Origin of the sequence: Synechococcus sp. N32, from assembly GCF_900473895.1 — a bacterium.
In the GTDB taxonomy this organism is placed as follows: domain Bacteria; phylum Cyanobacteriota; class Cyanobacteriia; order PCC-6307; family Cyanobiaceae; genus Parasynechococcus.
In genome coordinates this window covers 1-18,242 of sequence record NZ_UCND01000002.1, presented here as the reverse complement: position 1 = coordinate 18,242, position 18,242 = coordinate 1, and the positions used below count along the sequence as shown (strand labels likewise).

Genomic DNA, 18,242 nt, shown 5'->3' with positions numbered 1-18,242 from the left:
TGCTCCCCACGGCACCGGGGGAGAGGGGTTAAGACCCCAGAACAGCCGCCGATTGCGGGCTAATGCTTTGGTTGTCAACAAGCCCCAGCGTCCATACGAGGGATTGTCCCGACTCGATGGTTAGGGGCACAGGGGTGGAGCGACTGCGGTTGATCACGACCCGCAGGCCACCCGCAACGCCCTCCAGCACGTCAGCCCCTGGGGCTGACCAGCGCAGACCATCCCTGCGCAAGACCCCATGGGCAGAGCGGAGTGCTGCGAGGGACTGGATGAATGGGCGCAGATCAGCACTCCAGGGAACGTCCCAGGGATAGGCCTCACGGCAGGCCGGCCCAGGACCGCTGGAGGGCCCCGGTTCAGGACCACCCGCCAGGGCAGCTTCAGTGCCGTAATAAATGCACGGCGCTCCCGGATGGAGGAAGAGCAGCAGCAGGGCCAACTTCAGGGCCGCAACGTCGTTGTTGAGGCTGTGAAGTGCACGCGGCACGTCATGGCTGTCGAGCAGATTCATCTGGGCCCTGTTCACCACCTCCCGGTAGGAACCCGTTGTGGTAGCCCAGATGGTCAACAAAGTGTGCCCATCCAGGGGGTCGAGGGGATACTCGGAATTGCGGTAGTCCCGCCGCAACGCTTCAGCGGCGGCCCAGCAAAGGCTGCTCCATCCCAACCGGTAATTCATCACGCCATCGAAGTGGTCGCCCTGCAGCCAGGGGGTCGCATCACCCCAAACCTCGCCAACAATCCAGGCCTCCGGGTTGGTCGCCCGCACCGTCTGCCGGAACTCAACCCAGAAGTCCGCCGGCACTTCGGCAGGGACGTCGAGACGCCAGCCGTCAATCCCCTGCTCGAGCCAGTGACGGCCCACCGCCAGCAGATGCTCCCGAACCCCGGGATTGGCATGGTTGAACTTGGGCAGATCTGGCAAGGCCCACCAACCGTCGTAACCGCAGTCCTCGCCAGGGGCGGGATAGGGCTGCAGGGGCCATCGGTGCACATGGAACCAATCCCGGTATGGCGAATCCGCACCGTTTTCCACCACGTGATGAAAGGCCCAAAAGCCGCGGCCGCAGTGGTTGAAAACCCCATCCAGAACCAACCTCATTCCGCGGTGATGCACGGCATCGATCAGGTCCCTGAGTGCTGCATTGCCCCCCAGCAGGGGATCCACCTCGAAATAGTCGTAGGCGTGGTACCGATGGTTGGCGGCTGAGCTGAAGATCGGCGTGAGATAGAGGCAGGTGATGCCCATGGCTTGGAGCCGATCGAGAGCATCGATAACGCCGTAGAGATCCCCACCCTGGAATCCCTCCTCGCAAGGATCCGCACCCCAGGGCTTCAGAGCGAGATGGCGCTGCGCATCAACGCGGCCACTGCGGCGGAAACGGTCGGGAAAGATTTGATAGATCACCGCGTCCGCCACCCAGGCGGGGGGATCGCGAAACGGCGTGGTCGCTGCCAAAACCTTTGCAGTCAGCCATCTCCTCGCTAGCAGGAGAGAAAGACCTTGGCCATGGCTGAACAGCCTCTTCTTCTGGCCCTCGATCAGGGCACCAGCAGCTCCAGAGCCGCGCTGTTCAGCAGCTCAGGGGATCTGGTGCTCAGCGCCAGTGCACCGCTGCCGATTTCCTACCCCGCCGATGGATGGGTGGAACAGGACCCGATCGAGATCTGGACCAGCCAGCGGCAGGCCCTGGTGCAGCTCGATTCGAAGCTGAGCGATACCCAGCGCAAGGCAGTGGTGAGCTGCGGCATCACCAACCAACGGGAAACCACCGTGCTCTGGCGCCGCAGCAGTGGCCTCCCCTGCGGACCGGCCCTCGTCTGGCAGGACGGCCGCACCGCCGCCATCTGCGAGGCCTGGAAGCAGCAGGGACTGGAGCAGGAGTGGTGCCGGCGCACGGGCTTGCTGCTCGACCCCTACTTCAGTGCCAGCAAGATCCGCTGGATGCTCGACCACTACGACGACGCCCAGGCTGCCGCGGTCAGCGATGACCTCTGTTTCGGCACGGTGGAAAGCTGGCTGCTCTGGCAACTCACCGGCGGCCAGCGCCACGGCAGTGACATGAGCAATGCCAGCCGAACGCTGCTGATGGACCTGGAGCAGCAGCACTGGGTGGATGAGTTCCGAGAGCCCACAGGGCTCCCCGCCAGCGCGCTGCCCGAACTGCTGCCCTGCCGCGGAGAATTCGGGCGCATGGCTGCGGACCTTCCCTTTGCAGGCTTGCCGATCCAGGCCATGCTCGGCGACCAACAGGCCGCCACCCTGGGCCAGCTCTGTCTGCAGCCCGGAGAAGGGAAGTGCACCTACGGCACGGGGGCTTTTCTGGTGATCAACACCGGCGATGTCGTCCGCCGCTCAGATGCAGGGCTGCTGAGCACCCTCGGTTGGACGGATGCCGCTGGAACACCCAGCTTCTGTCTTGAGGGAAGTCTGTTCAACGCCGGCACCGTCATCCAGTGGCTCCGGGATGGGCTGCAGATCATTGATCAAGCCCCCCAGGTGAACGAACTGGCGCTTTCGGTGCCGGATTCAGGGGGGGTAATGCTCGTGCCCGCCTTCACCGGCTGGGGGACACCGCACTGGGATCCCCAGGCACGCGGTGTTCTGGTGGGCCTCACCCGTGACAGCGGACGCGGTCACATCGCCCGAGCAGCGCTGGAGGGAATCGCCCTGTCGGTGGCGACCTTGGTGGAGCTTGCCGAACAGGCACTCGGGAGCGGCTTGGGTGAACTGGCGGTGGATGGTGGCGCCGCGGCCTCCGATCCCATGCTGCAGGCGCAGGCGGATTGCACCGGTCTGACGGTGCGGCGACCCGCCAGCATCGAGAGCACCGCCCGGGGGGTGGCGCTGTTCGCAGGCCTCCAGGCTGGGGTGATCGGCGACCTGGAGCAGCTCGCGAGCGCACGTAGGGACAGAGCGGAACTGTTCCACCCTCAGATGGATGCATCCCAGCGCGACCGCTGGCGCACACGCTGGCAAGACGCCGTCTCCAGAAGCCTGGGGTGGCATGGCTGATCACCAGGTGGACCTGCTGGTCATCGGCGCCGGTGCCAGCGGTGCCAGCGTGGCCTATGAGGCAACACGACGGGGGCTGAGCGTGGCCCTGCTCGAGGCCGGAGACATCGGCGGTGGCACCAGTTGCCGCAGCACGAAGCTGCTCCATGGCGGGGTGCGCTACCTGGAGCTGGCCTTTAAAACTCTGGACCTGGCACAGCTGAGGCTGGTGCGTGAAGCCCTGCTCGAACGGAGCCACTGGTTGACCCAGGCACCGTTCCTGGCCCAACGACTCGAGCTGGCCCTGCCCACACAACAGCTCTGGGGCCAGGCCTACTACCGACTTGGTCTGGGGATGTACGACGCCCTGGCCGGTCAGCGAAGCATCGGCCACAGCCGACTCCTGTCCCAACAGCAGATGCGTCAGGCCCTGCCTCTGCTGAAGCCGTGTCAAGGCGGCGTGGCTTACAGCGACGGACAGTTCGACGATGCACGCCTCAACCTGCTGTTGGCCCTCACCGCCGAACAACGGGGGGCAACCCTGCGTACCCGTTGCCGGGTGGTGGAGCTGGAGACCGACGGCACGGGCCAGCTCAAGGCCGCCATCAGTGAATCCGCCACGGGCCAACGGGAACGCTGGTGCGCCTCAGCATTTGTGAATGCCACGGGCATCCGGGCGGATGAGATCCGCCAGATGGCGGAGGCTGATGCTCCCCCAAGGCTGCTCACCAGCCGTGGGGCCCACATCGTGCTGGAGCAGAACCTCTGCCCGGAAGGGCTTGGGCTTCTGGTGCCATCCACCGCGGATGGACGCGTTCTGTTCATGCTCCCCTTCCATGGCCGCACCCTGGTGGGGACGACGGATGAAGCCTGCACCAAGGAGAACGCCACATCCCCTTCTGCAGAGGAGGAGGCCTACCTGCTCAACTACGTGCGTGATTGGTTTCCCCAGCTCCAGCATCCGCAGGTAAGCAGCCGATGGGCGGGGGGACGGCCGCTGCTGAAGCCAGCGGATCAGGGCATGGACAGCAGCCGTGTGGTGCGGGAACACGAGGTGGAAACCCTGGCCTGCGGCCTGGTGAGCGTGATGGGGGGCAAATGGACCACCTGCCGGCCGATGGCTGAAGACACCCTGACCGCGGTGGAACGCCAGCTTTCAGCACCGCTGCCGAAGCCCCAATCCCTGCCGCTGCTCGGGGCAGCCGCCAAGCCTGAACAGACCATCGCCGAACTGCAGCAGCAAGCGTTGGCCCTCGAGGGCCTGCTGCCCGACACACCCGAACGAGCTCAACAGATCCTGCATCTGCAGCACAACTTCGGCCTGTGCGCCGAGGCGGTGATGGCTCAGGCCCCGATGGAGGCACGCGAACCACTGAGCAGTGTGATCCCGATCTGCCGCGCTGAGATCCAGCACGCCATCCACAAGGAGCACGCCCGCTGCGCCGACGATGTTCTGAGCCGTCGCTGCCGGCTTGCGATGGTCGATGCAGCCGAGGCGGAGCGGCTGAGCCCTCTGGTGAACAACGAACTCGAACAGATGTAAAAGCGAACTAGGCGACCTAGATTTTGATGATCAGTCGAGAAATCCTTGCACTGTCTTGTTGTTGAAGATCAGCAGATCTTGCTAGATCTGCTGGCAACCATCGTGGATGCTTTCTCCGAGATCTCGACCGTCTCGAAAGCCACAACGTGCGAGCAAGCGATCGCGATAAGCAAAGACATGCCGGTGGATTTAGCCATCCTGGATCTGTATCTTCCAGATGGTGACGGCAGCGAACTTGGCCTGCGTCTTGTTCAAAGTAATCCCTCAATTCAACTCGTTGTTCTGACAGGAGCACCAGAAGACTTCAAGATTTCCCATGAACTGCGCGGATCAATCCATGCCCTGATCGACAAGCGTGATTCGTTCGATGCACTGCACCACAGCTTGAGCACGATCCTGCAACCAGCACATCAACGTTTGACGCCACGCCAGAGCGAAATCTTCGATCTCCTTGGTGCTGGCAAAAGCACCAAGGAGATCGCGCACATTTTGAACAGCGCCACATCAACGATCGAATCGCACCGCAAAGCCATTGCCCAGAAACTCAAGCTCAGCGGTGCTGAATTGATTCGAGAGGCATCCCTGACACGTCAGATCAACCCGCGCCCATGAGCCAGCACTCCAGATTGAGCCTGGGACAACGGCTGGTCCGCTCCACCGGACTGCAACTGATCCTGGTGGCGGGTTCATTCAGTCTTTTGACTTACACCCTGGGGCGGAACAGCGGGATTCAGGAAAGTGAAGTGCACCGCACCAACCTTTCGATCACTGAGATTCGTGAGCAACTGAGCGGAAAGCTGCGCGTTCCGATGTTTCTCAATGACCTCAACGCATCGGCCATTGATGCCCAGCCTGATCTATTGAAAAACTTCGACGCTCTTGGGCGCCGGTTCTGGCATCAGCTGAAGGCCTTCCCTGTTGATTACATCAATTACGGCGCACCAGATGGCGCCTTTCTGGGCCTGGAACGCGGCTCCGATGATGATGTTCTTCTCTACGAAGACAGCACACGGCTGGGGCGGGGCCAACTGACGGTGTTCTCCCTCTCAGCCGGTGGGGAACGCCTCGAGCCAACCGAGATCATCCCCGGCATGAGTGCCACCCACGAGGAAGCCTGGTACGTCGACACCGTTACAGCTGGACGTTCGAGCTGGAGCAGCATCTACGCCTGGGAAGACCAGCCCGACATTCATTCGGTTTCATACAACACGCCCCTGTTTGACGGTGATGGCCAGTTGCTGGGGGTGATCGGCGTGGACATGGTGATCAACCAACTCAGCAACTGGCTCCACCAGGCGTGGGGGAGCCGAGACGGCCTGGCGGTGCTGATCGAAGCCGATGGACGTCTGATCGCCAGCTCAGACCCCAGCATTCCCCTCACAACAACAGGAGAAAACAACGAGCGCAGCAGCCTCGGCGAGCTGGAGCATCCTCTGGCGGACCTGCTGAACCGGGTCCAACAGGCGCCAGGGGACGCATCGCAGCCTCAACTCTTCCGCCACGAGAACGGAACCTTCCTGCTGCAGTCGACGCCATGGGGCAGTGACCTTGGTCTCGACTGGGTCTTGCTGACTGCCAGCAGTGCCAACGCGGAGGTAACGCAAGCCCGACTCACACTCGCCGTTGAGATCGGCGCTGCCGTGCTGGCTCTGGGCTTCACCCTGCTGCTGAACCGCAGCCTGATCAACAGGATCCTTCAGCCATTGAACGCCCTGCAGCGGGCCAGTCAGACCACCGAAAAGCAAATCAACCAGCTGGAGGATGCCCAGCCTCAGGCCTTGAAATACCGCTGTGAACTGGACCAGAACAGCGGCCAGGAATTGCTGGACCTGAACGTGGCGGTTCAGTCGATGGTGAAGGCCTTCAATCAACTCACCCAGAACCTCACCTCCAAGGAGCAGCAGATCACGCGGATGTTTCAGGAGCAGCGCCTGCAGGATGAACAAGCCCTGAGCCAGATGAACCATCGGCTGAAGGTGAGTCTTGAAGCCGCGGCCATCGCCCACGAAATCAATCAACCCCTGAGCATCCTGCGCCTGACGGCACAACGTTTGCAGCATCAACTACGCGAGCGCGTCGAGGCAGGCGATCCCACCGAACTGCTGGACGCACTGCAGATCCTTGACGATCAAGCCAGCCGGATCGCACAGACAACCGACCAAATGAAGGCGATCATCCGCAATGCGAACACCAGCCTGAGCCGAATCGATCTGCGTGACGTGATGGACAGCATTCAGCTGTACGTGAAGTCCAACCTGATTGAAGCCAGCAGCTGGATCACGACATCTCTGCCCTCCGAGCTGAAGGAACAGCAGGCCTGGGTGGAAGGCGATGCCGTCCAGCTCCAGATCGCCGTGATCAATCTGGTGAAAAATGCTGTGGAGGCCCTGACGCATCAGCCACCAAGCACGGTTGCTCCGGAGATCGCGATTCGACTCGAACGCCGCGAACAGCATTGGGCGATCGTTGTCGACGACAACGGTCCCGGACTGCCTGACGTCCACACCGGTGACATTCCGCTTTACAGCAGCAAGCCTTCCGGCAGCGGCCTGGGACTGTTCATCGTGCGCTCGGCGATGGAGGGCCACAACGGAGAACTGACGCTCGGCGTCAGCCCCAGCGGCGGCACCCGCGCGGTGCTGCTCCTCCCCAGACAGGGCTAGCCCCCCCCAGAACTGGGGATTGCCCGGACCGCTGTTGCCGAGAAGGATCTGAAGATCCTGGAAACAGCATGGTTACGGTCGACCAGCTTTGCTGTCTCGACGGTTTGATCTGGCTTCAGTCAGGCAATGCGGTTGGGGCTCTGACACTCCAGCACCAAACCACCGTCAGCAGAAATCAGCGGAAATGCGCGAAGACCTTCGGTGTCGACGTGCTCAAACGCGATGGCCTCTGGCAGATCGAAGGGGACTGCCAGCTCCTGCAGTTGGAGCGGGGCGTGCATCAGGCGGCGCGGCTGAAACTTGGCCAGGGTCTGCGAATGGAGGCGGCCTTCAGCCCTGAAACCGCCCTCCCACAAGACCTCGCAGGGGTCTGGACCGTTGGCAGCTCCCGCATCCGCAAGCCCGATCACTTCGAAACCTTGCTGGAACAACGGGTGATCGAGGCCTGGCTCACGCCTTCAGTGCCGCTCCCGGGAGGCAGTGATTCCATCGTCAGCATCCCGGTGACGAACGCCCCTGAAACGATGCACCTGATGGTGCGTCGCGACCTGCACCAGCAACCTGCGATAGCGGAGCTGGTGGCCAGCTTGTTCGCTCAGCATCAGCAACAGCCGATTCGGCTCCAGTCGCCTTAAGCCTCCGCGTCCACCTCACCAATCAACCACCAGTTGAATCCATAGGGCGGAAGATTCACAAACCACTCCGGTGAAGCAGGGGGGAATTCACAACCCCACATCACCTCACGGGTGCGCTGACCAGCCCACTCCGAAAGATCCAGACTGAGCGAGGCTCCGGCTGCGGTGACATTGGCGGCCACGAGCACCGTCATCGCCTCGGTGCAGCGGAGATACACCAGCACTCCGGGGTGGGGGCTGTGCAGCAAGCGGAAGCTTCCATGCCGCAGTGCTGGCAGCAGCCGGCGGCAGGTGAGCATGCGCCGGTGCCAATTCAGCAGCGACCCCGGCAGCTGCTTCTGCACCTCCACATTCACCACGCGGTAGTCGTAACCGGGAGCGGTGATCGGGGGCAGCACCAACAGCGGATCAGGAGCCGTGGAGAAGCCACCGTTGCGGGCCGGCGTCCAGGCCATCGGCGTGCGGTTTGGATCACGGTCCCGCAGACCGGGCCAGTCGCCCATGCCCAGTTCATCGCCGTAATACAGGCAGGGCATCCCTGGAAGGCTGTAGAGGAGCCCATGCAGCAACCGGTTGGAGCGTGGATCGCCATTGAGAAGAGGAGCCAGGCGTCGGTTGATGCCCCAGTTCAACCAATGCCCCTGTCCCTGGGGCAGGCCCACCCGGATGGTCTGAATCACCTCATCGCTGATGAGATGGCCATCCCCCAACCAGAGTTCATCGTGATTGCGCAGGGGCAGGGCCCAGCGAGCACCAGATACCGCCTGCTCGGCTTGCATCAGACACTCCCCGAGCTGCTGGGTGCGGCCACTGGCAATGGCGGCAAACAGATGGGCGGTGAGCACGAAGTTGAACGCTCCATGCAGTTCGTCATCCGCCAGGTATGGAGCGGCCTCCTCCACCGGCTGAATCGCCTCTCCCAGCAAGAGCACATCACGGCCATGGGCATCCACCCGCTCCCGCAATCGCTTGAGGAAGGCGTGGGTCTCCGGCAACCCCTCGCAGCGGGTGCCCTCTGACTCGAACAGGAACGGAACCGCATCCAAACGGAACCCGTCAACGCCGCGATCCAGCCAGAAGTCGACCACCTCCAGCATCGTGTCCTGCACCCAGGGGTTCTCGTAATTGAGATCGGGTTGATGACGCAGAAAACGGTGCAGGTAGTACTGCTCGGCAACCGGATCCCACTCCCAGTTGGAAGCCTCGAAGTGCCGGAACAGAACCGGTGCCTCGGCGTAGCGCTTGGGGTCGTCGCTCCAGACGTACACATCCCGTTCAGGACTGCCCTTAGGAGCCCAGCGGGCCCGCTGGAACCAGGGATGCAGATCACTGGTGTGGTTCAGCACCAGGTCCAAAATCACGCGCATGCCCTGGCTGTGGGCCGCCGTGAGGAACCGATGGAAGGAGGAGAGATCCCCCAGGTCTGGATGGATTCCGGTGAAATCGGTGATGTCGTAGCCCCCGTCCCGCAGGGGGGAGGGATAGATCGGGGTCAACCAGAGGGTGTTGACCCCCAGCCAGCGCAGATAGGGCAACCGCGCCGCAAGCCCCTTGAAATCACCGGTGCCATCACCATTCCCGTCGGAATAGCTGCGAACGATCAGCTGATAGATGACCGTCCCTGACCACCACGGAAGCGCTGGGGTCATCCCCCGGTTGCAGATTCACCACTGCTAGACCCGACTGGCCTGATCGTCAGCCCTGTGGCCCTCACCCAAACGCAACTGAGCCGGATGAAGGAGCTCGTGGGGGCTGGGCTGACCCGTCCCCTGGCCTGGCGCCGAGAGCAATTGCAACGGCTCTCCGCTCTGGTGGAGGAGCATGAATCGGAGGTGCTCGACGCCCTCGCCGCCGACCTCGGCAAACCACCCACCGAAGCTTTTTTTGAGCTGGTGGCCCTGCGACAAGAGCTCAAGCTCACCGGCCGGCAGCTGGAGCGGTGGATGCGCCCGCGCCGCGTGGCTGTCCCCCTCTCACTACGCCCTGGCCAGGCCAAGGTTGTGCCGGAACCACTCGGGTGCGTTCTGGTCATCGGCCCTTGGAACTATCCCTTTCAACTGACGCTGCGGCCCTTGATCAGTGCCCTGGCTGCTGGCAACACGGCCGTGCTCAAGCCTTCGGAACACGCCAGTGCCATCGCGGATCTGATTGCGCGGCTGATCCCTCAACACTTCGAGCCTGAGGTGGTGCAGGTGGTGCAGGGAGATGGTGCCGTCGCAGCCAACCTGGTGGCCATGCCCTTCGACCACATCTTTTTCACCGGTGGCGGCAGCATCGGCCGGAAGGTGCTGGAGGGGGCCGCTGCCCACCTCACGCCGGTAACCCTGGAACTGGGGGGCAAGAGCCCCGCCATCGTTCTTGAGGGTGCCGACCTCACGGTGGGGGCGCGTCGCTTGATCTGGGGCAAGGGGATCAATGCCGGCCAGACCTGCATCGCTCCAGACCATCTGCTGGTGGCACCCGCCCTGCGTTCACCGCTGCTGAAGGCGATGGAGGAGGCCCGAACGGAGATGTATGGCGCCGATCCCCTCAACTCCAATCAGCTGGGGCAGATCATCAATGAACGCCAGTTCAATCGGCTGGAGCAGCTGCTGGAGACCGCCAAAGCGGATGGGCGCATCCTGATCGGAGGCGAAATCAGCCGGGAGCAGCGGCGCATCGCCCCCACCGTGATTCGTGTGAATGACCGCAATGATCCGCTGATGGCCGAGGAATTGTTCGGCCCTCTCCTGCCTGTGCTGGTGCTCGAGGACCTCACCACAGCCCTTCAGGAGATCCGCCAAGGCCCCAAACCGTTGGCGCTATACCTGTTCGGCGGCGATGAGGCCCAGCAACAGCAGGTGCTCACCACCACCAGTTCAGGCGGTGTCTGCCTGAACGATGTTGTGATGCAAGCCGGGGTGCCACAACTGCCCTTCGGCGGCGTCGGTGCCAGCGGGATGGGCAGCTACCACGGCCAAAGCGGCTTCGACACGTTCAGCCACCACAAGGCGGTGCTCAAGCGCCCCTTCCGCTTTGATTTCAAGCTGCGCTACCCGCCCTACCAGGTAGATCTCAACCTGCTGAAGCGGCTGGCAGGATAAGGCGCACTCATCACCAGCACATCCCTTCTGCAGCAGGTGCTCTGGGGGACTGGCGCTTTACCTCAGGCACCGTATCTTGCGGGCATCTGCCAGAGACGAATGCGCCGTACCGCTCTTGCCGCCCTGCTGCTGACGGCCTGGTTCCCCCTGTCAGCCACGGCTGCCTCGGTCACGGTGCGGTCCGGCGAAACACTTTCAGATATCGCTAACCGCTACCGGGTGAGCGTTGGCACGTTGATGCGGATGAATGGGATCCGCAATCCAGACCTTGTTCAAGCCGGGAGTCGCCTGCAGGTGCCAGGTCCCACCGTGACTGCAGGCCCGGGCCGCCATCGCGTCCACAGCGGTGAAACCCTCAGCAGCATTGCCAACCGATACCAGGTCCGCAGTCGCGACCTGATGGCCCTCAACAACCTGCGCAATGCCAACCACGTTGAGGTCGGCCAGACCCTGCGACTTCCGAGCAATGCCGTGATGCCCCGTCCGGCCTTCAAGCCGGTGGCTGTGACCCCGATCCCGGGAGCCACGGAACACACCGTTGCCAAAGGGCAGACCCTCACGCAGATCGCCAAGGCCTACAAGCTGCCGGTGGCCAGCCTGATCAGCATCAACCAGCTGATTGATCCCAACAAAGTGGAGGTGGGCACGCGCCTCTACCTGACCGATCCCTCCCTCCAGAAACCCATCACCACCCAGGTGCAGCCGGCAACAACCAAACCGGTTCAAGCCAAGGCCGAACCCGTCCAAACCAAGGCCGTCCAAACCAAGGCCGTCCAAACCAAGACAGTGCAAACGAAACCGGTTCAGGCCAAAAAACCGGTGGTCAAGGCCAAGCCGGTCGAGGCCGCCAAGCCCAAGCAGACCCTGGCTAAATCGGCTGACTGGCGCTCCTATGGCCCGCTCCAGGTGGACTGGGGCAACTGGCAAGCCATGGGTGGAAGTCAAGTGGTCCCCACCCTCAATGCCCAGGGGCAGGCCCTTTATCTGGCTGTGAACTGTTCCGCCAAGAAGATCAATGCCACCGGTGCCGATGGGAGCTGGAAAACCTGGGAAGCACCGAAGAGCCGCTTCGAAAAAGACCTTGTGAAGGACCGTTGTCAGCTCAAGGCCTGATCTGAATCAGGCGGCGTAATCGAGCGGCCAGGGGGAATCCAGGAATCTCCGGCCGCTTTCGCGGAGATAGAGCCGCTGAGCACCGTCGTTGCTTTCCTGGATCAACTCCTCTTGCACGAGCCGACGGGCCAACCAGGTCCAGCGGTCGTGGCGGCCGGGCTCATGCAGAGCCAGGTGCTCTCCAAGGCGACGCATTTCCGTGCCGTCCTGCTCGGCCAGATGGGCGAGGAGCGTTTCCACCTGGGCTGACCAGTCGCGTCGTTTGGGGGAGTCCACGCAGCGATCGCAGCGACCACAGGGCCCCACCAACTCACCGACAGCAAGCAGCAACGCCTGTTCACGGCACATTTCACCCTCAGCGACGGCCTCCATGCGACGCAGCTGCTGCTGTGCCAGGTCCAGGCGGCGACGGTCCTCCAAGGCATCGCTGCCCCGGGCCGAGGCCCGCATGGCCCAGCCCAGGCTGGTGCGATCACCCGGCGAAAACAGCACCTGGCAATGGGCTGGATTGCCGTCTCTGCCGGCGCGGCCCGATTCCTGCAGATAGCCCTCAGGTGTGGCCGGCAGATCGAGATGAAGCACGAGCCCCACATCGCCACGGTCAACGCCCATGCCGAAGGCCACCGTCGCCACCAGGACGGGCCGCTCGTGCTCAAGAAACAGCCTCAGAGCCTGCTGGCGGGTCTCCGGATCCAAACCGGCGTGATACGGCGTAGCGGCAACCCCTTGGTCAGTGAGACGTTCGGCCCACTGCTCCACCGAACGACGGGTGCGGGCATAGATCAGCGCAGCACCACGGGACATCTCCAGTGCCTCCAACACCTGCGGCATGGGGTCCCTGGGGCGCCGCTGCATCGTGTAGTGCAGGTTGTCCCGGCGGGCCGAACTCACCTGCACGAGCGGGCGACGCAGATCCAGCAGGCGAATGATGTCAGCCCGCACCCTTGGGGCTGCCGTCGCGCTGAGTGCCAGCATCGGCACTCCCGGGCAGAGGCTGCGGATCTGACCCAGGCGGCGGTAATCGGGACGGAAGTCATGCCCCCAGGCACTGATGCAATGGGCTTCATCCACCGCCAGGGCCACCAGTCGGCCCTCCCTGGCATGACGTTCCAGCATCAGCCGGGTCTGCTCACCCTGAAGTCGTTCCGGCGCGATGTAGAGGAGTCTCAGCGTGGCGTCCTGCAGCTGCTCCAGGGCCTGCTGTCGTCGAGCTGGCTCGAGTCCGGCATGCAGACAAGCCGCAGCGATTCCCCGTCGCTGCAGGGCCATCACCTGGTCCTCCATCAGCGCCACCAACGGTGAGATCACCACCACCAGGCCCTCGCGCACCAAGGCCGGCAGCTGATAGCAGAGCGACTTACCGCCACCGGTGGGCAGCACCGCCAGCGCGTCCCGACCAGCCAGCACAGCATCCACCACGGGCCGTTGCCCGGGGCGGAAGCCATCCCAGCCGAAGTGGGTCTGCAGTGCACGCTCGAGCGAAGCCAGAACACACCAGATGTGGAGGCTTCAGATTATCGAGCACAAGATCTGGAGTCAGGCCAGCGGTGGCGGATCCAATTGATCGGGGGACTCCTCCACCAGCTGGAGCCGCACCCGCTTGCCACCCGCGAGCTCTCCCAACGACACCCGCAAGGTGGCGCCGCTGAGGGTCTGCAGAGCATTCAGCACATCGCGCAGGTAGGGCGTGCTGCTTCCGCTTTCAACCCAGAGCCGCTCCTGAAGCCCCCCCAAGCGCCGCCAGGAGGTGTGCAGCTTCAGCACCGCCGACTCAAGGGCCTGGGCCTGGCCCACCGCATCAGCCAGCAGGCCGAGGGCATCCAAGCGCTGGGCCTCCTGCATGGCACGGTCCAGGTCCAGTTCCCCCTGCTGGAAAGCCCGCACTGCAACACCCGACTCGGTTGCCTTGGTGATCCAGCGTGCTGTGCTGGTGACGTCCTTGATCCGGTCGAGTTCAGGCTCATCGCGGAGCACCTTGCGCAGATCTTCCTGCTGCGGCTCAGGAAGCTTGGCCAGTTCCCGCACCAGAGGGGCCACCGCACGGGGTGGCAGCAGGTTCTCCTGGGTGCGCTGACGAATTTCCTCCGGAAGCAAAGGGCTGGTGGCCGCCGTGAATTCATCCGTGAGGCGGCGCACCTGCTTGCGGGTGATTTCCTGCCCCTCGTTGGCGGCTTCGGAAATCATTAGCTGCACTTCGGGAACCGCCTGAGCGGTTTCCATGAAGGCCCGCTTGGAGAACTGATTGACGCTGCTCTCTTCCAAGGTGCCGTCGCTGAGCATGCTGTCGGCGGATTCCGCCAGTTGAATCAAGCCGTAGGCACGGGTCTTGCTGATTTCCCGCTCCCGCAGCCACTGCAGAAATCCTGCGCCCCGGGCTTCACCACCTCGCTTCTCCTTGTCCCGCACAGCGCGGAGGATGCGACCGCGCCAGATCTCGGTCTGGAGATCAAAGCGGTCGCAGACGGCCCAGGCCTGTTCCAGCCGAGCCAGAAATTCCATCGTGCTGATGTCGTCCTGCTCCGGGTCCGGCAAATCCAGCTGAAGCAGCGACGGATCTGGATCAAGGGCGATGGAACTGGTCAAAGGGACGCCGACGACGAAGGGACGACATTCTGTGACGCAGCGGTCATCACCCTCCATTCCACGAGATACGCTCCGATTGCATCTCCTTATGCCCAGCGATGGCGATCACCCGCGGCGCCAAGGTGCGCATCAAGCGTCCTGAGTCCTACTGGTTCAACGAAGTTGGCACCGTTGCCTCCATCGACACCTCGGGAATCCGCTATCCCGTTGTCGTTCGCTTCGAAAAGGTCAACTACAGCGGCCTGCAGGGCGTTGACGGTGGCATCAACACCAATAATTTCGCCGAAGCGGAACTCGAGCCGGCCTGAGGCCGTTGCCTGAACTCCCTGAAGTCGAGACGGTCCGTCGGGGACTGGCAGACCGTCTTGTCGACTTCAAAATCGCGCAGGTTGAAGTCTGCAGGCCAAGGGCCATTGCCAGCCCTGGAGGTCCTGATGAGTTTGTTGCTGGCCTCTGCGGAATGACGGTGGGGCAGTGGCAGCGCAGAGGAAAATATCTGATGGCAGCCCTGGAGCCCAAAGGAGGTGTTTGGGGTGTGCATCTGCGCATGACCGGCCAATTCCAATGGCATGAGCAGCCCTCAGAACCGTGCAAACACACCCGTGTTCGCTTCTGGAACTCAAAAGAGCATGAGTTGCGCTTTGTGGATGTGCGCAGCTTCGGAGAAATGTGGTGGGTTCCTCCGGGCCAACCAACGGAAGAGGTGATCACAGGCTTAACGCGACTCGGGCCTGAACCCTTCAGCACCGACTTCTCTGCCAGTTATCTGAAGCAGAAACTCAAGGGCAGCAGCCGACCGATCAAAACAGCGCTGTTGGATCAAGCCCTGGTGGCTGGAGCGGGCAACATCTACGCGGATGAATCCCTCTTCGCATCAGGCATCGCCCCTTTCACGCCCGCAGGGCAGCTGGAGCTCAAGCAACTGGAGAGGTTGCGGGATGCCCTGGTGAATGTTCTCACCATCAGCATTGGAGCCGGTGGCACCACCTTCAGTGATTTCCGCGATCTCGAGGGGGTGAATGGCAACTATGGCGGCCAGGCCTGGGTCTACCGACGTGGTGGAGAACCCTGCCGCAGCTGTGGAACGCCCATTCAAAGGGAAAAGTTGTCGGGCCGAAGCACCCACTGGTGCCCGACCTGTCAAAGCTGATTGGACAGCGGAAGTGCAGAGAGAACCTCCCGATAGGGAGGACGAAGCACGCCGAATTCGGTGATGAAGCCCGTCACCAGATGAGCCGGAGTGATGTCGAAGGCAGGGTTCCAGGCCTGGGCCCCAGGAGCCGCGACGTCCACTCCCTTTGCGTGGGTGATCTCCTCTGCATCGCGTTCCTCAATGGTGATCGCGTCCCCATCAACCGTCGCTCGATCAATGCTGCTGCCAGGGGCGCAGACATAAAAGGGAATGCCGTGGGCTCGGGCCACAAGCGCCAGGTTGTAGGTGCCGATCTTGTTGGCAACATCGCCATTAGCAGCAACACGATCACAACCCACCATCACGGCATCCACTTCACCCCGGCGCATCAGCAATCCACTGGCTCCATCAACAATCACGGTGCAGGGAACCCCGAGACAACCCAATTCCCAGGCAGAGAGAGCAGCCCCTTGCAAGCGGGGACGCGTTTCATCCAGCCAGGCATGGCACAGCAGGCCACGGGCATGGGCGGCTGCAATCACCCCGAGGGCGGTACCAACGCCTCCCGTAGCGATGGCACCCGTGTGGCAATGGTGCAGGACACGGCAGCCCTGAGCCAACAGGGAAACGCCATGATCCACTAGCCGCTGGGTCAGCAGACGATCCTCCTGCTGAAGCGCAGCGGCCACACCGGCGAGCGCATCAACATCAACTGGAGAGGCGGACCCCATGGCCGCCTGCATCCGATTGAGGGCCCACCCGAGGTTGACAGCGGTTGGCCGTGATGCACGCAGGCCTCGGATCGCAGTGGGGAGGTCATCTCCGGAGCGCGCCGCCAGAACAACCCCCCAGGCCGCCGCAATACCGATCGCGGGTGCACCACGCACAGCCATGGAGGAAATAGCTTCAGCAACCTCCTGCCAACGGTGCAATTGCATGAAGACCACAGCACCGGGAAGTTGTCGCTGGTCCAGCAACTCCAGATGATCACCGCTCCAGCGGCAACTGGGGGGAAGCGTCAATGCACGTGGGCCGCTATGTCCTGTATAGAAGACGGAGGGATAAGCGGATTGTGACCGCAAACCAAACCCAGCGCGAACGATTAACTGAGGTGATGCAGGGCATCCACCAACGCGGATGGTGCGATGGCACCGGCGGGAACTTCAGCATGGTGCTTCAGCATCAGCCCCTGCAGTTGCTGATGGCACCCAGTGGTGTGGACAAGGGGCAGGTACCTGCCGATCAGCTGATTGTTGTGGATGGGCAAGGCAAGGTTTTAACGGGCAAGGGAAAAGCCAGTGCCGAAACAGCGCTGCATCTACGCATTGTTGAAGCAACCCAAGCTGGAGCTGTACTACACACCCATTCCGTCCCCGGGACAGTGTTGTCCCGCCATTACGAAAACACAGGAGGGATTGTCTTGGAGGGCTGGGAAATGCTGAAAGGCCTGGTAGGAATCAACACCCACGCCAGCAGCATCACCATTCCTGTGATCCACAACAGTCAGTCAATGGATGAGCTGGGCGAGGCCATCGCACCCTTTCTGGAAACATCGCCCTACGGGTTTCTGGTGGCCGGGCACGGCCTTTACGCGTGGGGGGCTGACCTAAATGCAAGCAAACGACACCTGGAAATCTTGGAATTTCTATTGAAGGTGAGATTGACCCAAATGCAGATTGGAGATCAAAGATGAATCAACAACATCTTCTGCTCGACATCGAGGGAACAACATGCCCAATGAGCTTTGTCAGCGACGTTTTGTTCCCCTTCGCCAAGCAAGAACTAAGCCACTACATCAAACAACACTGGGACGAGAGCCCTCACAAGAAGCCAATCCAAGCCGCCAAGAAGGAATGGCTGAATGACCAATCTCCCGAAAGCATGAAGATCAAACAGCAGGTTGCAAAGCGGGAAACGGAGGAGATGGACGGATTAATTCAATACCTGAAACACTTGATTAGAATCGACAAAAAGTCGACAGCATTAAAAGATCTACAGGGAAGAATCTGGGAATACGGATACAACAATGGAGACCTCAAGTCTCAACTATTTCCAGAAACGGCTGAATGCCTGCGGGAATGGCGCGAGCAAGGAATAACCTTATCCGTCTATTCATCGGGCAGCATTCAAGCTCAGAAACTGCTTTACAGGCACAGCCCTGCGGGTGACCTTGAAAAAGTTTTTAGCCACTGGTTTGACACCCATACAGGCCCTAAAAAATCCACAGAGAGCTACACAACAATCGCCAAACAGCTCCAAATCTCGCCCAACAAGATTTGGTTCGTGAGTGACAACGGAGCTGAATGCGATTCCGCTCGTTCGGCAGGAATACACACCCTCTTCAGCCTTCGTGAAGGGAATCCTGACCGGGACCCACGGGATCACACAGTGGTTCAATCACTCCGCGAGGTAAGTGCTCACCTAACAGCAGAACAATAACCAACAAAAAAGCCACCTCATGGTGAGGTGGCTTCTTCGTGGGTGGTGATGGTGAT

16 protein-coding genes are annotated in these 18,242 nt (G+C 62.0%); 11 read left to right on the top strand and 5 right to left on the bottom strand.

Features of this window, described 5'->3' with window-relative positions; translation table 11 throughout:
* Positions 1–28 precede the first annotated feature (28 nt).
* On the bottom strand, positions 29–1,459 hold the full coding sequence (locus DXY35_RS00120; protein ID WP_115080216.1) for a glycoside hydrolase family 13 protein: 1,431 nt from the start codon (positions 1,457–1,459) through the stop codon (positions 29–31).
* A gap of 51 nt (positions 1,460–1,510) precedes the next feature.
* Here DXY35_RS00120 and glpK point away from each other — a divergent pair, with 51 nt between their 5' ends.
* The 5 genes from glpK (at position 1,511) to DXY35_RS00095 (ending at position 7,836) form a co-directional block, all read left to right on the top strand.
* Positions 1,511–3,016, top strand: coding sequence for a glycerol kinase GlpK (gene glpK / locus DXY35_RS00115; protein ID WP_115080240.1), 1,506 nt, complete (start codon positions 1,511–1,513; stop codon positions 3,014–3,016).
* Positions 3,009–4,538 carry a glycerol-3-phosphate dehydrogenase/oxidase gene (locus tag DXY35_RS00110; RefSeq protein WP_115080214.1) on the top strand — a complete coding sequence of 510 codons (1,530 nt, stop codon included), beginning with the start codon at positions 3,009–3,011 and terminating at the stop codon, positions 4,536–4,538. Before glpK ends, DXY35_RS00110 begins: the two co-directional genes overlap by 8 nt.
* Before the next feature lie 45 nt (positions 4,539–4,583).
* Positions 4,584–5,150, top strand: a complete 567-nt coding sequence (locus DXY35_RS00105) for a response regulator transcription factor (RefSeq protein ID WP_115080212.1) — start codon at positions 4,584–4,586, stop codon at positions 5,148–5,150.
* Positions 5,147–7,201: an ATP-binding protein gene (locus DXY35_RS00100; RefSeq protein WP_115080210.1), complete on the top strand. Its 2,055-nt coding sequence runs from the start codon at positions 5,147–5,149 to the stop codon at positions 7,199–7,201. The genes DXY35_RS00105 and DXY35_RS00100 overlap by 4 nt, the downstream gene beginning before the upstream one ends.
* A 68-nt stretch (positions 7,202–7,269) precedes the next feature.
* Positions 7,270–7,836 carry a hypothetical protein gene (locus DXY35_RS00095; protein ID WP_115080209.1) on the top strand — a complete coding sequence of 189 codons (567 nt, stop codon included), beginning with the start codon at positions 7,270–7,272 and terminating at the stop codon, positions 7,834–7,836.
* Here DXY35_RS00095 and DXY35_RS00090 read toward each other — a convergent pair.
* On the bottom strand, positions 7,833–9,485 hold the full coding sequence (locus DXY35_RS00090; RefSeq protein ID WP_115080207.1) for an alpha-amylase family protein: 1,653 nt from the start codon (positions 9,483–9,485) through the stop codon (positions 7,833–7,835). The genes DXY35_RS00095 and DXY35_RS00090 overlap by 4 nt on opposite strands.
* A gap of 54 nt (positions 9,486–9,539) precedes the next feature.
* Here DXY35_RS00090 and DXY35_RS00085 point away from each other — a divergent pair, with 54 nt between their 5' ends.
* Positions 9,540–10,919, top strand: a complete 1,380-nt coding sequence (locus tag DXY35_RS00085; RefSeq protein WP_115080205.1) for an aldehyde dehydrogenase family protein — start codon at positions 9,540–9,542, stop codon at positions 10,917–10,919.
* A gap of 99 nt (positions 10,920–11,018) precedes the next feature.
* Positions 11,019–12,032 (top strand): LysM peptidoglycan-binding domain-containing protein, encoded by a 1,014-nt coding sequence (locus tag DXY35_RS00080; protein ID WP_115080203.1) that lies wholly within the window; start codon positions 11,019–11,021, stop codon positions 12,030–12,032.
* Between the two features lie 6 nt (positions 12,033–12,038).
* Here DXY35_RS00080 and DXY35_RS00075 read toward each other — a convergent pair whose 3' ends face one another.
* Both DXY35_RS00075 and DXY35_RS00070 read right to left on the bottom strand, forming a co-directional pair.
* Positions 12,039–13,499, bottom strand: a complete 1,461-nt coding sequence (locus DXY35_RS00075; RefSeq protein WP_115080201.1) for an ATP-dependent DNA helicase RecQ — start codon at positions 13,497–13,499, stop codon at positions 12,039–12,041.
* Positions 13,500–13,568: 69 nt separating this feature from the next.
* Positions 13,569–14,672 (bottom strand): hypothetical protein, encoded by a 1,104-nt coding sequence (locus tag DXY35_RS00070; RefSeq protein ID WP_115080199.1) that lies wholly within the window; start codon positions 14,670–14,672, stop codon positions 13,569–13,571.
* A 41-nt stretch (positions 14,673–14,713) separates the two neighbouring features.
* Between DXY35_RS00070 and DXY35_RS00065 the strand changes: the two genes are divergently transcribed.
* Both DXY35_RS00065 and DXY35_RS00060 read left to right on the top strand, forming a co-directional pair.
* Entirely contained in the window at positions 14,714–14,923 is a 210-nt protein-coding gene (locus DXY35_RS00065) for a photosystem I reaction center subunit IV (RefSeq protein WP_006851563.1), read from the top strand.
* 5 nt (positions 14,924–14,928) lie between these two features.
* Complete coding sequence (locus DXY35_RS00060) at positions 14,929–15,765, top strand: DNA-formamidopyrimidine glycosylase (protein WP_115080198.1); 837 nt, start codon at positions 14,929–14,931, stop codon at positions 15,763–15,765.
* On the opposite strand, the gene mtnA is transcribed toward DXY35_RS00060, so the two are convergent.
* On the bottom strand, positions 15,756–16,769 hold the full coding sequence (gene mtnA, locus DXY35_RS00055; RefSeq protein WP_115080196.1) for an S-methyl-5-thioribose-1-phosphate isomerase: 1,014 nt from the start codon (positions 16,767–16,769) through the stop codon (positions 15,756–15,758). The genes DXY35_RS00060 and mtnA overlap by 10 nt on opposite strands.
* Positions 16,770–16,819: 50 nt before the next feature.
* Between mtnA and mtnB the strand changes: the two genes are divergently transcribed.
* Both mtnB and mtnC read left to right on the top strand, forming a co-directional pair.
* A complete protein-coding gene (mtnB, locus tag DXY35_RS00050) occupies positions 16,820–17,440 on the top strand; it encodes a methylthioribulose 1-phosphate dehydratase (RefSeq protein WP_371681712.1) in 621 nt (206 codons plus the stop codon).
* The gene (gene mtnC, locus DXY35_RS00045; RefSeq protein ID WP_115080192.1) at positions 17,437–18,186 is read left to right on the top strand and encodes an acireductone synthase; all 750 of its coding nucleotides are present in this window, start codon (positions 17,437–17,439) and stop codon (positions 18,184–18,186) included. The genes mtnB and mtnC overlap by 4 nt, the downstream gene beginning before the upstream one ends.
* Positions 18,187–18,242 lie beyond the last annotated feature (56 nt).

Coding starts and splice junctions, on each gene's coding strand:
- glpK (WP_115080240.1), top strand. CDS start 1,511: ATGGCTGAACAGCCTCTTCTTCTGGCCCTCGATCAGGGCACCAGCAGC.
- DXY35_RS00110 (WP_115080214.1), top strand. CDS start 3,009: ATGGCTGATCACCAGGTGGACCTGCTGGTCATCGGCGCCGGTGCCAGC.
- DXY35_RS00100 (WP_115080210.1), top strand. CDS start 5,147: ATGAGCCAGCACTCCAGATTGAGCCTGGGACAACGGCTGGTCCGCTCC.
- DXY35_RS00095 (WP_115080209.1), top strand. CDS start 7,270: ATGGTTACGGTCGACCAGCTTTGCTGTCTCGACGGTTTGATCTGGCTT.
- DXY35_RS00090 (WP_115080207.1), bottom strand. CDS start 9,485: ATGACCCCAGCGCTTCCGTGGTGGTCAGGGACGGTCATCTATCAGCTG.
- DXY35_RS00080 (WP_115080203.1), top strand. CDS start 11,019: ATGCGCCGTACCGCTCTTGCCGCCCTGCTGCTGACGGCCTGGTTCCCC.
- DXY35_RS00070 (WP_115080199.1), bottom strand. CDS start 14,672: ATGGAGGGTGATGACCGCTGCGTCACAGAATGTCGTCCCTTCGTCGTC.
- DXY35_RS00065 (WP_006851563.1), top strand. CDS start 14,714: ATGGCGATCACCCGCGGCGCCAAGGTGCGCATCAAGCGTCCTGAGTCC.
- mtnC (WP_115080192.1), top strand. CDS start 17,437: ATGAATCAACAACATCTTCTGCTCGACATCGAGGGAACAACATGCCCA.